Below are 12,680 nucleotides of genomic sequence, written 5' to 3'. Positions count from 1 at the left end.
AATTGCGACAATTTGCGTTTATCGCCACGCTGATGACTGCTGCCTCGATCGCCGGCAGCGGCGTACCACCAACCGGGCCGATCCCGGACGGCCGGCCCGTCGGCAGCGTGGAGATCATCGACCTGAGCGGCCTGCGGAACATCGAATTCGGTGCCACCGAGGACGAGCTGACCCGACGCGGCATCCTGCGCACGAGCCTGGATGCCTGCGGGCCGGTGCTCGCCGGCCATGACACCGTCAGCCCGGTCTTCATGGACGACAAACTGGTGCTGCTCTGGGTCGGCGACCCGATGCGGACGCCGGAGGGCATCACGGCGGGCTCCCCCGTCGACCAGGTCTGGGACCGCTACCCGGAGGTCAGCCGCCTCCGTGCTCCACAGGGGACACACCGCCTCGACGGGCTGCTCGCCCGCAGCGGCGACCGCGCGTACCTGTTCCTCCACGACGGGCGCACGGTCCGAAAAACCATCGCCGGGTACGCGGACTGGGCCCGCCGCCTCTTCATCGAGGGCGTCGGCCCGTGCTGACCGAGCGCGGGCTGGCCGACCGGGGCGTGACCAGCGCGGGCGCGACCAGCGCGGGTTGGTTAGCCGAACCCGGCTTGACCCGCGCGGACCGATCAGGTCGATGGCGCGTTGACGCAGTCCAGGTCGTCCGCCGGCAACTGCCCGTCGGCAAGGTAGTCGATGACCACGCCGTCCACGCACGTGTTGCCGTAGTTGCCGAAGACACCGTGGATCCGAGCGCCGCGCAGGCTGAGCAGGCGGGAGCCGGTGAGCGCCTGGTGCATGGCCTGCCCGGCACGGTAGATCGTCCGGGTGTCCCCGGTCGACTGCACGATCAGGGCGGGCACCGCGTTCCGCACCATGGTCGGCCGCTCCCGTGACTGCTGGGGCCAGAACGCGCACGGGCTGACCGCCCTGGTCACCTCCCCGAACCGAGGTTCGCTGGCCCGGTGCTGACGGATGTCCCGCAAATAGTCGCCGGGATCGCGGGACACCGGCACGTCCGCACAGAGGATCGCTGCCTGCACGCTGCCCGTCGCCGAGTCGGCACCGGTCAACATGAACGACAGGGTGTCCGCCAACGACGCGGTGGGTGTCGCCGATCCCGATGTCGCGGCCTGCCGAAGCACCTGGACCGTCTCGGCGAGGTCGGCGTGGACCTCGTCCCGGTCGTCGCCGAGCCGGTTGAGGAGGAGGAAGGGCAGCGACTGCCGATCGACCCGGTACTCGCCCACCCAGAGCGGGCGGCGGGTCGCAGCGGCGTAGATGCCGTCCACGACGGCCAACACCTGCTGGCCGGTGCCGCCCAGGCCGTACCGGTCATGGTGGCGGGCCACCCACTCCGCCCAGTCACGCAACGCGATCTCGTTGGCGGGCCCGGCCTCGCGCAGCACCCTGGCGCCGTAGCTCGACGGGTCGACCGCGCTGTCCAGGACGATCCGATCCGCGCGCTCGGGGAACATCTGGGTGTAGACCGCCCCGAGGTACGTGCCGTAGGAGTAGCCGAGGTAGGACAACTTCTGCTCGCCGAGCACGGCCCGGAGCAGGTCCATGTCGCGTGCGGTGTTCCGCGTGCTGACATGCGGCAGCACGTCCGCATTGCGGCTGGCACACCGGGCGGCCAGGTCCCGTTCGAATGCGGTCAGTCGGTCGAACGTGGCGCGGTCGGGCCCGGCCGAGCGGGTCCAGGTACCGGTCGGCCATCCGCAATCCAGCGGGGTGCTGCGACCGACGAAGCGGGGGTCGAGGCCGATCAGGTCGAACGTCGCCCCGACGTCACCCAGCCACTGCCGTATCGGCAGGACATCCGACCTGGCTGGTGCGCCTGGTCCGCCGGTGTTCAGCATCAGGACGCCGACGCGGCGCGTGGTGTCGGTCGCCGAGAGCCGGGACAGCGCGAGCGTGATGCTACGGCCGCCCGGGTGGGCGTAATCCAACGGCACGGTCAGCTCGGTGCAGGTGGCACCCGCCTGATCCAGCTCCGCACCGGCCTGGTCGACCGCACCGCGCTGACACGTGTGCCAGATCAGGCGTTGTCGCTCGTAACCCTGGAGACCATCGGCATCCGCCCACACGGGGCCCGCAGTGGCAGTGACGGTGATGGCGAGTGTGGTCAGCACCGCCGTCGTCCGCACCGCGCTGGTCGTCCCACCGGTCCAGGACATTCTCGTCTCCTTTGTCGTCAGGAAGGCAGCTCGGTGGCTGCTCACCGGGTTTCACACAGGGCGGTGTGGACGGTGGCGGACAACGCCTGCCAACTCTCGTACGACGCCGGCTCGTCGTTGACGACGAGCTGTGCGCGTCTGCCGTCCGCGGTGACCCCGCCCAGGGTCCGGAAGCCCGGCGTCGTGCCGCCGTGCCCCCAGTACAGAACTTCCTCGCAGCCCGCCAGGGGTGTCGAGATGATCCCGAGCCCGTATCGGGCCGCCGGCCACAGCCGGTCCGGGTCGGTCGGCACGGTCCGGGTCAGCTCGGCTAGGCGGATCGGATCCAGCAGTTGACCCCCGAGCAACGCGGCGAAGAAACGGTTCTGGTCGGCGAGGGTCGAGACCAGCGCGCCGCCAGCCCCGCCGTAGGACATGTCGAACTCGGTGACATCCCGCCGCTGCTCGGTGGCGACCAACGCGTAGCCGCGCGGATGCGGCCCTCGGATCCGCACCGAGTTGCCAGGCCAGTAGGTGTTCCGCAGGCCCAACGGCTCGATGATCCGCCGGGTGATCTCCACGCCGATGCCACGGCCGGTGACCCGCTCGACAATCAGACCGGCGAGGACGTAGTTGGTGGTCGAGTAGTGCCAGCTCCCACCAGGCGGTGGTTGAGCCAGCGCCACCGCGACCAGCTCTGCGGGCTCATGGTGCCGAAACCGCCATCGATCCAACCGGTCCCAGTCGAGCGCGTCGACGTGGTCGGGCAGGCCGCTGGTGTGCCGGAGCAGATCGCGGACCGTGATCCGCCGGCCGTCGTGCCCGTTGCCCCGGACCAGAGCTGGCAGGTACGCCTCGATGGGGCTGTCCAGCCCGAGACGGCCCTCGGCCACGAGCTGTAGCACCACGGTCGCGGTGAATGTCTTGGTCGAGCTGCCGATCCTGATCCGTTCGTCGGCCCGCATCGGCCGGCCTGTTCGCAGGTCCGCCCGGCCGCTGGCGTCGGACCATCGACCGCAGCGGGGTCCCTCCACCTCGATGGCCGCGCCGAGCAGCCGCTGGGTGCTGGTCAGATCGTGCAGCGCTGTCGTCGTCGCCGGCCACCCGGAGCAACCAGGATCAGGTGCGCGGGCCGCAGCTGGCGCGCTGACACCCGCGAAGGTGAGCAGGACGACCAGGGCGAGCACGCCGGGGCGTTGCCATCGTCGTGTCGGTGACTTCATCTCACCGACGCTAGAGACCTCCGGGCGGGCCCACGAGAGAGCAGAGACCCCTGTCGATGGTGTAGCTGGCTACACTGCTTGTCCTCCGCTGTGAACAGAGAATGGGACGATGCGGCGGGCATGGTTGGCGACGAGATACCTGGTGACCGGCGCGGCCACAGCCGTCGTGTCAGCGGTCGCGGTCGGCGCGCTGGCCGGAGCGCTCGGTCTGAGTCTCGTGCTGGTCGGCGTCGCGCTGTTGCCTCCAGCGGTGCGCGCCCTCGTGTGGCTCGCGGAGCTGGAGCGGTGCCGCGCCCACCGACTGCTGGCCATGCCGGTCACGGCCGAGACCCGGACACCGGGCGGATCGCCGACCGCCCCGCTGCGCGCCGCCGCGGGCGATCCGGCCACGTATCGAAGTGCGGCCTGGCTGACCGTGCACGCCATGACCGGGTTGCCGCTCGCCGCCGGGGTTCTGCTGCTCTGGCTGACCGCCCTGGGTGGGCTGATCGTGCCTCTGGTCTGGTGGGCCGTGCCGGCTGAGGCACCGCTCAGCTACGTCGTGACAGTCACGAGCTGGGCCGAGGCTCTGCTGTCGACCCTGCTCGCGCTCGTCGCGCTGGTGCTTCTCCGGTGGGCTGTCCCGGCCTTCACGGTGGCGTACGCGCTGGCCGCCCGCGCGTCGCTCGCCCCGTCGTCGTGGAGCCGGTTGGAGCGCCGGGTCTCGGAGCTCACCGCCACCCGGGCCGAGGCGCTCGACACTCATGCGGCTGAGCTGCGGCGGATCGAGCGCGACCTGCACGACGGCACCCAGGCCCGGCTGGTGGCGATCTCCATCCAGCTCGGTGTCGCGCAGAGTCAGCGGGTCGCCGACCCGGCGCTCGCTGATCAACTGATCGACCGGGCCCGGACGAGCGTCGAGGCGGCGCTGACCGAGCTGCGCGCTGTGGTACGGGGCATCTACCCGCCGATTCTCGCCGACCGAGGGCTCCCCGGTGCGGTGCACGCGCTCGCCGCCGACTGCCCGGTGCCGTTGACGGTCCGGGTCAGTCCGCTGCAACGGCTGCCGGCCGCTTTGGAGAGCGCCGCCTATTTCGTCGTGGCCGAGGCGCTGACGAACATCGCCCGGCACAGTCGTGCGTCCGGTGGTGACCTGCGGGTGGAGCACCGGGCCGGCCGGTTGGTGGTCAACGTGACCGACGACGGCATCGGCGGCGCGCACTCGTCGACCGGCACCGGCCTGACCGGGATCCGACGCCGGGTCGCGGCGCTGGACGGCAGGGTCGAGTTGAGCAGCCCGACCGGCGGGCCGACGGTGCTGCGGGTGGAACTGCCGTGCGCGTCCTGATCGCCGAGGACAACGTCCTGCTTCAGGAGGGGCTCAGCCTGCTCCTCGGCACCGCCGGTTTCGAGGTGACGGCGGCGGTGGACACGCCAGACGCCATCCTCGCGGCGATCGGCCGGCAACGACCCGACGTCGCCATCATGGATATTCGGCTGCCACCGACGTTTCGTGACGAAGGGCTGCGGACCGCGATTACCGCCCGCCAGTGCCACCCGGGCCTGCCGGTGCTGCTGCTGTCGCAGTACGTGGAGCGCGCGTACGCGACCGAGTTGCTCGCCGACGGGCAGGGCGCCGTCGGTTACCTCCTCAAGGATCGGGTGTCGCGGGTGGAGGAGTTCCTCGACGCGTTGCGTCGGGTCGCCGGCGGCGGCACCGTCCTGGATCCGCATGTCGTGGCCCAGCTCGTCGCCGCCCGGCGCAGCCCGGTCGCTGACCTCACCCCACGGGAACGCGAAGTTCTCGCCCTGATGGCGGAAGGCAGCACCAATACGAGCATCTCGGCCCAGCTCGTGATCACCGAGCGCGCGGTGAGCAAGCACATCGGGAACATCTTCACCAAACTTGATCTGCCGCCCGACACCGATGTGCACCGCCGGGTCGCTGCCGTGCTGGCCTTCCTGAACGAAGCAGGCCGCTGATTGGGCCGGTTCACCCGGGCCGGCCCATTCAACGAGGCCGTCAGCGGCGGAACAACCTCCAGAAGTCGTACGGGTGCACTGCTGCGACATCCGTCGATACCTGGGCCGCCGAGTTGGTGGGCCGGAACATCCGGGTCAACACCCTGGTTCCCGGTTCGACCGAAACCCCTGGGCTCGCAGGTCTGGCGTCCAGCCCCGCGGAGGCCCCCGGGCTGCTACAGGCCATCGCCTCGGGGGTGCCCATGGGCCGCATGGCCCACCCGGACGAGGTCGCCGACGCCGCGCTCTTCCTCGCCTCCGACCAGAGCAGCTTCATGACCGGAGGCGAACTGTTCGTCGACGGCGGCGAGCAGCAAATCTGAACGAGAAAGCCCGGCCGATCCTCGCGGATCAACCGGGCGTTTCTGCACTACAGAGCGGTGGCGGAGGGATTTGAACCCTCGGAGGGCGTTAACCCTCACACGCTTTCGAGGCGTGCTCCTTAGGCCGCTCGGACACGCCACCGCCGACGAGGGTACAGGACCGCTGGTTCCGACGCCGAACCGGTATCGCCCGGGCCGGCCTGGCAGGATCTTTGCCATGAGTACGCACATCGGCGCGAAGCCGGGCGAGATCGCCGAGCGGGTCCTGATGCCGGGTGACCCCCTGCGGGCCAAGTGGATCGCGGAGACCTACCTCGAGGGCGCCACCTGCTACTCGACGGTCCGGGGCATGCTGGGCTTCACCGGCCGCTGGAACGGCGTCGAGGTTTCCGTCCAGGGCTCCGGCATGGGCATGCCGTCGGCCTCCATCTACGCCCACGAGCTGATCAACGAGTACGGCGTGAAGACGCTGATCCGGGTCGGCTCCTGCGGTGCCCTCAGCACCGACCTGCAACTGCGGGACGTGGTGGCGGCGATCGGGTCGTCCACCGACTCGAACATGAACCGGATGCGCTTCGACGGGCTGATCGACTACGCGCCGGTGGCTGACTTCGGGCTGCTGCGGACGTCGGTCGAGGTGGCGGAGCGGCGCGGCATCAGCATGCACGTCGGGCCGATCCTGGCGGCGGACGCCTTCTACACCGACCGGCCGGACCTCTACGACACCCTCGCCGACTACGGCGTGCTGGCGGTGGAGATGGAGTCGGCGGCGCTCTACACGATCGCCGCCCGGTTCAAGGCCCGCGCGCTGACCGTGTTGACCGTCAGCGACCACATCAAGACCGGCGAGAAGACCACCTCCGAGGAGCGGGAGCAGACCTTCAGCCAGATGGTCGAGATCGCCCTCGACACGATCATCGCCTGACCTGATCAGGTGGGGGCGGTGTCACCGCCGAGAGCGGTATGACTCAGGGGTATAGATATGCCGCAGAGTCATACCGCTCTTCCGCATCACACCGCGCCCAGGCCGCCACGCCGCGTCGATCCGGGCCCGCGCCGCGTCGACCCAGGTCAAACGGCGGCCAGCGCCTCGGTCGGTGAGAGGCGAGCGGCGCGCACGGCCGGGTAGAGGCCGGCGAAGCCGCCGATGATCAGCGTGGCACCCACCCCGCCGAGCATCGCCCAGGCCGGCACCACTGTCGGCCAGTGCTGCGACAGCGCGTATCCCGAGGTGACCAGGATGCCCAGCACCACCCCACCGATCCCGCCGAGCGCGGAGAGCAGCAGCGACTCGGCGAGGAACTGGGTCCGGACCTGACCACGGGTGGCCCCGAGTGACCGGCGTAGGCCGATCTCGGCTCGGCGTTCCAGCACCGAGATCACCATGGTGTTCGCCACACCGACCCCACCGACCAGCAGGGCGACCGCGCCCAGACCCAGCAACAGGCCGGTGAACGCGTCGTCGGTCGCCTCGGCGGCGGCCAACGCGTCCGAGGGCCGGGACACCTCCACCTCGTTCGGCGCCTCCGGGTTGGCGGTCGCGCCGAGCACCGACCGGACCGCTTCGACCTGCGACTCCTCGGCCCGGGTGTAGACGGTGGTGGGGTGGCCGTCGAAGCCCAGGTATTCGGTGGCCGCCGACCAGCCGATCAACGCCGAGGTGTCCAGCTCCGGGGCGAGAGGTGCGGCGGCGAGGGTTCCGACCACGGTGAACGGCCGTCCACCCAGCCACACCTGCACCTGCGGGTCGGCCGCGGTGATCCCGAGCCGCTGCGCCGCGGTGGCGCCGAGCACGACCGCCGGGTAGCGGGCGGTCGCCTCGTTGAGCCAGGTGCCGGTGGCCACCTCGGCCCCAACGGTGCCGAGCAGGTCCAGCCGGGCCGCCCGGGTGGCGATGCCACCGGTCTCTCCCGCCGGAATCCGGTCCGAACGATAGACCTTGGCGTCGGAGACCTGCCCGGTCGCTGACACGTCGGTCACCGGGCCGATCCGCCCGATCATCGCGATCGACTCCTCGGGCAGTTGCGCGTCCGCGCCGAACAGGGTGCTGCCCGGCTCGACGGTGAGCAGGTTGGTGCCGAGCGCGTCGAGCGCCCGGTCCAGTTCGGCCCGTGACGACGAGGAGATGCCGACCACCGCGATCATCGCGGCGATGCCGATCGCGATGCCCAACGCGGAGAGGAACGCCCGCAGCGGACGGGTCCGCAACCCCACCCCGCCGACGCGCAGGACGTCCGCCGGTCCCAGCCGGGCCGGGATCAGCGTCGCCATCAGCGGACCCCGCCCGACGTGCGGGCCGAGTCGTGCCGCACCGAGCCGTCGTGCATCCGCACCTGCCGGGGCAGGCTCTCCGCGATCTCCCGATCATGGGTGATCACCACGACGGTGGTGCCGGCCCGGTGCAGATCGTGCAGCAACTCCAACACCCCGGCACCGGAGTGGGAGTCCAGGTTGCCGGTCGGCTCGTCGGCGAGCAGCACCGCCGGCTCGCCGACCACCGCACGGGCCACGGCGACCCGCTGCCGTTCCCCGCCGGAGAGTTCGTGCGGCCGGTGCCCCAACCGGTGGCCCAGGCCAACCCGGACCAGCGCGGCCTCCGCACGGTCGCGCCGCCGCCGCAGCGGTACGCCGGAGTAGAGCAACCCGTCGGCGACGTTGTCCACCACCGGAACGCCCGGGGCGAGGTGGAACTGCTGGAACACGAAGCCGATCCGGGTGGCCCGCAACGCGGACAGCTCCCGGTCGGTCAGCTTCGCCGCGTCGTACCCGTCGATGAGCACGCTGCCCGACGACGGCCGGTCCAGGGTGCCGATCAGGTGCAGCATCGTCGACTTACCCGACCCGGATGGCCCGACGATCGCGACCAACTCGCCGTGGCCGATCCGCAGCGACACGTCATCCACCGCGACGACGCCGCCGGCGTACCGCTTGCTGACCCGGTCGAGCACGATCACCTCGCTGCTCACCTCGGCACCACCACCGTCATGCCTTCGGTGACGTCCCCGCCGGTGACCTCGACCCGGCCGTCGGCGAACAGCCCTGTGGTCACCGCGAGGATCCGGCTCGCACCGCCCTCGGCGACCTGGACGCCGTAGCCGCCCTCGGCGAGCGCCAGCAACGCCGCCACCGGCACGGTGAGCACATCGCGGCGCTCCGATACGGTGAACGTGACGTCCGCGCTGGCCTGGTCGAAGCCGGTGAGGGCCTTCGGGTCGGTCACCGCGACTGTCACCTCGATCTTCGTCTCGGCGTCGCCGGCCTGCCCGTTGGCGCCGGCCGCGCCGGCCTGGATGACCGTCTCGACAGTACTGATCGTGCCCGGCACCGCTCGGCCGTCCGGCAGCCGCACGCTGACCTTCGCGTCGCGCTTGGCCAACCGCTGGTCGTCCACGTCCAGCTCGACTGTGACAACCCGGTTGGTGCCGGTGTAGGTCAGCGCCGCCTGGCCTGGCTGGATGAGGTCGCCGAGGTCCGCCTGGTGGCTCTCCACCCGGACCTCCCGGTCGGCGTAGACGATCCGCCCCGGCTCGACCCGGCCGGTCTCGGTCAGCCCCAGGTCCTCCTGCCACTCCCGGACGGCGTCGGCGGTGGCGCTGGTGTACTCGTCGTCGACGGTGAAGCCGGTGTAGCCCAGCGCGTCGAGGTTCTTCTCGAACTGCGTGACGTCGGCCCCCTTCACCCCGGGGGCGAGGGTCCGGTACGCGGGCAACCCGCCGTAGAGGAGCACCACCTCCTCGTTGTCGATCAGGTAGAGCGGCTTGCCCCGCCGTACCGTCGCCCCGGTCGCGGCCATCGCGGTGACGGTGCCGTTGAGCTTCGCCGTGGCGGTACGTGTCGTGCCGTACCCCAGCTCACCGTCGGCGGTCTCCGAGTCGGCGAGGGTCTGCCGGGTGACAGTGACGGTGGCGGGTGGCGCGTCGCCGGCCTGGGCGCGGCCACCATCGGTGCCGCCGAAGCCCACCGCGGCGACCACGCCCACGGCGGCGACCAGCAGAACGACGCCGCCGGTGACGGCGGCGCGCAGCCGTGAGCGTCGGATGGTCCCGGTCACCGGCCACCCCCGAACTGCGGCGCGTACTGCCGGCACTTCTCCAGTGCAGCCCTCATGGCCGGATCGCCCATCCTCATCGCGTTGCCTCCGGTCCCCATCTGGACCCGTCCGTCGGCGTCCGGGTCCGGGAAGTCCGGCACCCCGTTCTCCCGCATGCACTTGGCCAAGGTGCGCATCTGCTCGGCCTGCTCGGGGTTGAGCGGCGGTCGCTGCCCGCCGTTGGGCAGCTTGTCCTGGCACTTCTCCATGGCCTCCCGGGCCTTCTGCTGATCCACGTCCGCGCCGAACCGGAAGTTGGGACGGCCGCCGCCCGCCTCCGGGTCGGGCAGATCCACCCCGTTCTCCCGCATGCACTTGGCGAAGGCGAGCTGCTGGTCCGAGTCACTGACCGGCGCGCCGCTCGCCGTGGCCACGGCCTTCGTCCCGCCGGCGGTCGCGACCCCGCCGCCGTCGTCGCCTCCCGCGCCGCACCCGGCCAACACCAGGGCGAGCAGCACCGGGATCGCGAGCATCTGTCGTCGCATGATGTCCGCTTCCGCTCAGGTCCGGCGCGGTTCGCCGAACGCCGCACCCATTGCACGGCAGCGGGCGTATCCCCGGCGTTACCGTCGGCGGTTATGCCACCGTTACCGCACCCCGAGCACCATGGAGGAGTGAGAGTGCTGGTGGTCGAGGACGAGAACGTGCTGGCGGACGCCATCGCCGAGTGGCTGCGTCGGGAGTCCTTCGCTGTCGACGTGGCGTACGACGGAGACGCCGCGTTGGAACGGCTCGGCGTCAACGAGTACGCCGTTGTGATCCTGGACCGTGACCTGCCGGTGGTGCACGGCGACGACGTGTGCCGGGCGATCGTGGACTCGGGCGGGGAGACCCGGGTGCTGATGTTGACCGCGTCGGCTGCGGTCCGGGAGCGGGTGGCCGGTTTGGCGCTCGGCGCCGACGACTACCTGACCAAACCGTTCGCCCTGGTCGAGCTGTCGGCTCGGGTGCACGCGCTGACCCGCCGGTCCCGTCCGGCGGCCCCGCCGACGCTACGGCGCGCCGGCATCCAGCTCGACCCGGCCCGACACGAGGTACGCCGGGACAACCGGCACCTGGCGCTGTCCCGCAAGGAGTTCGCGGTGCTGGCCGAGCTGCTGCGCGCCGACGGCGCCGTGGTTTCCGCAGAGGATCTGCTGGAGCGCGCCTGGGATGAGCACATCGACCCGTTCACCAACGTGGTCCGGGTGACAATGATGAAGCTTCGCCGCAAACTCGGCGACCCGCCGGTGATCGAGACGGTCCCCGGGTCGGGGTACCAGATCCGATGAAACGGCTGACGATCCGCGCCCGGCTCACCCTCATCTACGGGGGGCTCTTCCTGTTGGCCGGAGTGGTCCTGCTCGCCGTCACATACGTGCTGGTGGATCAGCGGATGCCGCAGCCGTTCGGGGTGAGCCTGCGTGACCTGCCGAAGAACACCCCCCAGCAGCACAGCGGGCAGAACATCGACAATCTGCGCGCCCTGGTGCAGGAGGTGCAGGACGAGGCGAAGCGCAACGCCTTGGAGTCACTGCTCACCCAGGGCGGCATCGCGTTGATCGTGGTGTCGACGGTGGCTATCGCGTTCGGCTGGTTACTCGCCGGCCGGGCGTTGCAGCCAATGCACCAGATCACCGGCACGGCCCGGCGGATCGCCGGCGCGGACACCGCCGGCCGTGGTCTGCACGAGCGGATCGCGCTCACCGGGCCCCGCGACGAGGTACGGGAGCTCGCCGACACGTTCGACGAGATGCTGGAACGGTTGGACCGTTCCTTCGACGGGCAGCGCCGGTTCGTGGCGAACGCCTCGCACGAGCTGCGTACCCCGCTGGCGCTCAACCGCGCGCTCGTCGAGTTGGCGGTCACCCGACCGGACGCGTCGGCGGAGACCCGGCGGCTCGGCGAGTCGCTGCTGGCGGTCAACGAACGCCACGAGCGGCTGATCGACGGTCTGCTGACCCTGGCCGACTCGGAGAACGAGCTGACCGAGCGTACGCCGGTCGACCTGGCCGAGGTCTGCGCGCACACCACCGATCAGGCCGGCGGGCAGGCACCCGGCGTGCGGGTACGGCGGGCGCTGGCCCCGGCGCCGACGAGCGGCGACCCGGTGCTGTTGGAGCGGCTCACGTTCAACCTGGTGGAGAACGCGTTGCGGCACAACCTGCCCGCCGACGGCTGGGTGGAGGTGCGTACCGGGCTGGTCGGGGGTCGACCCACCCTCACGGTGACCAACTCCGGCCCGGTCGTTCCCGGCTACGACGTGGAGACGATGTTCCAGCCGTTCCGGCGGCTGTCGCGGGAGCGGGTCGTCGGCGCGCGGGGCTTCGGGCTGGGGTTGTCCATCGTCCGCGCGGTGGCCCGCGCCCACGGTGGCACCGCCGAGGCGCAGCCCCGTCCGGGCGGCGGGCTGGTCGTCACCGTCACCCTGCCGCCGGCCTGACCGGCGACCCGACCTCAGCGGAAGAACGCGCGCAGGACGGTGGCGGTTTCGGCCTCCAGCACCCCGCCGTAGACCTCGGGGCGGTGGTTGAGCCGGCGGTCGCGCAGCACGTCCCAGAGCGATCCGGCCGCGCCGGTCTTGGGTTCCCAGGCGCCGAAGACGACGGTGGAGACCCGGGCGAGCACCAGCGCCCCGGCGCACATGGTGCACGGTTCGAGGGTGACCACCAGGGTGCAGCCGTCGAGCCGCCACCGGCCGGTGCGTTCGGCGCCTCGGCGCAGGGCCAGCACCTCGGCGTGCGCGGTGGGGTCCCCGGTCAACTCCCGTTCGTTGCGTCCGGTGGCCAGCTCGGTGCCGTCCGGGCCGTAGAGCACCGCCCCCACCGGCACGTCGTCGACGTCGGTGCTGACTGCGTCGTCGACCGGCGGACCGGCGACGGCGACCTCCAGGGCGCGGCGCATCCACAGCTCGT

At 71.3% G+C, this 12,680-nt stretch carries 14 protein-coding genes and 1 tRNA gene; 7 read left to right on the top strand and 8 right to left on the bottom strand.

From position 1 onward, the window contains the following. The first annotated feature begins 32 nt into the window (after positions 1-32). Positions 33-527, top strand: a complete 495-nt coding sequence (locus tag QCZ28_RS04335) for a hypothetical protein (protein WP_279515332.1) — start codon at positions 33-35, stop codon at positions 525-527. 92 nt (positions 528-619) lie between these two features. On the opposite strand, the gene QCZ28_RS04330 is transcribed toward QCZ28_RS04335, so the two are convergent. Beyond that, complete coding sequence (locus QCZ28_RS04330; RefSeq protein ID WP_279515331.1) at positions 620-2,170, bottom strand: alpha/beta hydrolase; 1,551 nt, start codon at positions 2,168-2,170, stop codon at positions 620-622. Positions 2,171-2,211: 41 nt separating this feature from the next. Then, positions 2,212-3,372: a serine hydrolase gene (locus QCZ28_RS04325; protein WP_279515330.1), complete on the bottom strand. Its 1,161-nt coding sequence runs from the start codon at positions 3,370-3,372 to the stop codon at positions 2,212-2,214. Positions 3,373-3,481: 109 nt separating this feature from the next. Here QCZ28_RS04325 and QCZ28_RS04320 point away from each other — a divergent pair, with 109 nt between their 5' ends. Genes QCZ28_RS04320 through QCZ28_RS04310 form a run of 3 tightly spaced genes read left to right on the top strand, consistent with a single transcriptional unit; the run spans position 3,482 to position 5,696 of the window. Beyond that, positions 3,482-4,699: a sensor histidine kinase gene (locus tag QCZ28_RS04320; RefSeq protein ID WP_279515329.1), complete on the top strand. Its 1,218-nt coding sequence runs from the start codon at positions 3,482-3,484 to the stop codon at positions 4,697-4,699. Next, entirely contained in the window at positions 4,687-5,334 is a 648-nt protein-coding gene (locus tag QCZ28_RS04315; RefSeq protein ID WP_279515328.1) for a response regulator transcription factor, read from the top strand. The genes QCZ28_RS04320 and QCZ28_RS04315 overlap by 13 nt, the downstream gene beginning before the upstream one ends. Then, on the top strand, positions 5,331-5,696 hold the full coding sequence (locus tag QCZ28_RS04310; protein WP_347815086.1) for an SDR family oxidoreductase: 366 nt from the start codon (positions 5,331-5,333) through the stop codon (positions 5,694-5,696). Before QCZ28_RS04315 ends, QCZ28_RS04310 begins: the two co-directional genes overlap by 4 nt. 55 nt (positions 5,697-5,751) lie before the next feature. On the opposite strand, the gene QCZ28_RS04305 is transcribed toward QCZ28_RS04310, so the two are convergent. Next, positions 5,752-5,838 (bottom strand) — tRNA-Ser (locus QCZ28_RS04305). Between the two features lie 75 nt (positions 5,839-5,913). On the opposite strand from QCZ28_RS04305, the gene deoD reads away from it, so the two are divergent. Further along, positions 5,914-6,621, top strand: coding sequence for a purine-nucleoside phosphorylase (gene deoD / locus QCZ28_RS04300; protein ID WP_030328147.1), 708 nt, complete (start codon positions 5,914-5,916; stop codon positions 6,619-6,621). Positions 6,622-6,767: 146 nt separating this feature from the next. Here deoD and QCZ28_RS04295 read toward each other — a convergent pair whose 3' ends face one another. Genes QCZ28_RS04295 through QCZ28_RS04280 form a run of 4 tightly spaced genes read right to left on the bottom strand, consistent with a single transcriptional unit; the run spans position 6,768 to position 10,271 of the window. Beyond that, positions 6,768-7,967 (bottom strand): ABC transporter permease, encoded by a 1,200-nt coding sequence (locus QCZ28_RS04295; RefSeq protein WP_279515327.1) that lies wholly within the window; start codon positions 7,965-7,967, stop codon positions 6,768-6,770. Continuing rightward, on the bottom strand, positions 7,967-8,650 hold the full coding sequence (locus QCZ28_RS04290; protein WP_279515567.1) for an ABC transporter ATP-binding protein: 684 nt from the start codon (positions 8,648-8,650) through the stop codon (positions 7,967-7,969). The genes QCZ28_RS04295 and QCZ28_RS04290 overlap by 1 nt, the downstream gene beginning before the upstream one ends. An 8-nt stretch (positions 8,651-8,658) precedes the next feature. Next, positions 8,659-9,747, bottom strand: a complete 1,089-nt coding sequence (locus QCZ28_RS04285) for a peptidoglycan-binding domain-containing protein (RefSeq protein ID WP_279515326.1) — start codon at positions 9,745-9,747, stop codon at positions 8,659-8,661. Continuing rightward, the gene (locus QCZ28_RS04280) at positions 9,744-10,271 is read right to left on the bottom strand and encodes a hypothetical protein (protein ID WP_279515325.1); all 528 of its coding nucleotides are present in this window, start codon (positions 10,269-10,271) and stop codon (positions 9,744-9,746) included. The genes QCZ28_RS04285 and QCZ28_RS04280 overlap by 4 nt, the downstream gene beginning before the upstream one ends. 129 nt (positions 10,272-10,400) lie before the next feature. Between QCZ28_RS04280 and QCZ28_RS04275 the strand changes: the two genes are divergently transcribed. After that, positions 10,401-11,057, top strand: a complete 657-nt coding sequence (locus QCZ28_RS04275) for a response regulator transcription factor (RefSeq protein WP_279515324.1) — start codon at positions 10,401-10,403, stop codon at positions 11,055-11,057. Further along, on the top strand, positions 11,054-12,208 hold the full coding sequence (locus QCZ28_RS04270) for a HAMP domain-containing sensor histidine kinase (protein ID WP_279515323.1): 1,155 nt from the start codon (positions 11,054-11,056) through the stop codon (positions 12,206-12,208). Before QCZ28_RS04275 ends, QCZ28_RS04270 begins: the two co-directional genes overlap by 4 nt. A gap of 14 nt (positions 12,209-12,222) precedes the next feature. Here the strand turns inward: QCZ28_RS04270 and QCZ28_RS04265 are convergent, their stop codons facing one another. Continuing rightward, positions 12,223-12,669, bottom strand: coding sequence for a nucleoside deaminase (locus QCZ28_RS04265; protein WP_279515566.1), 447 nt, complete (start codon positions 12,667-12,669; stop codon positions 12,223-12,225). Positions 12,670-12,680 lie beyond the last annotated feature (11 nt).

The organism is Micromonospora sp. DH14 (genome assembly GCF_029809455.1).
In the GTDB taxonomy this organism is placed as follows: Bacteria; Actinomycetota; Actinomycetes; order Mycobacteriales; family Micromonosporaceae; genus Micromonospora; species Micromonospora parva.
This window is presented reverse-complemented; position numbering and strand designations above follow the sequence as displayed.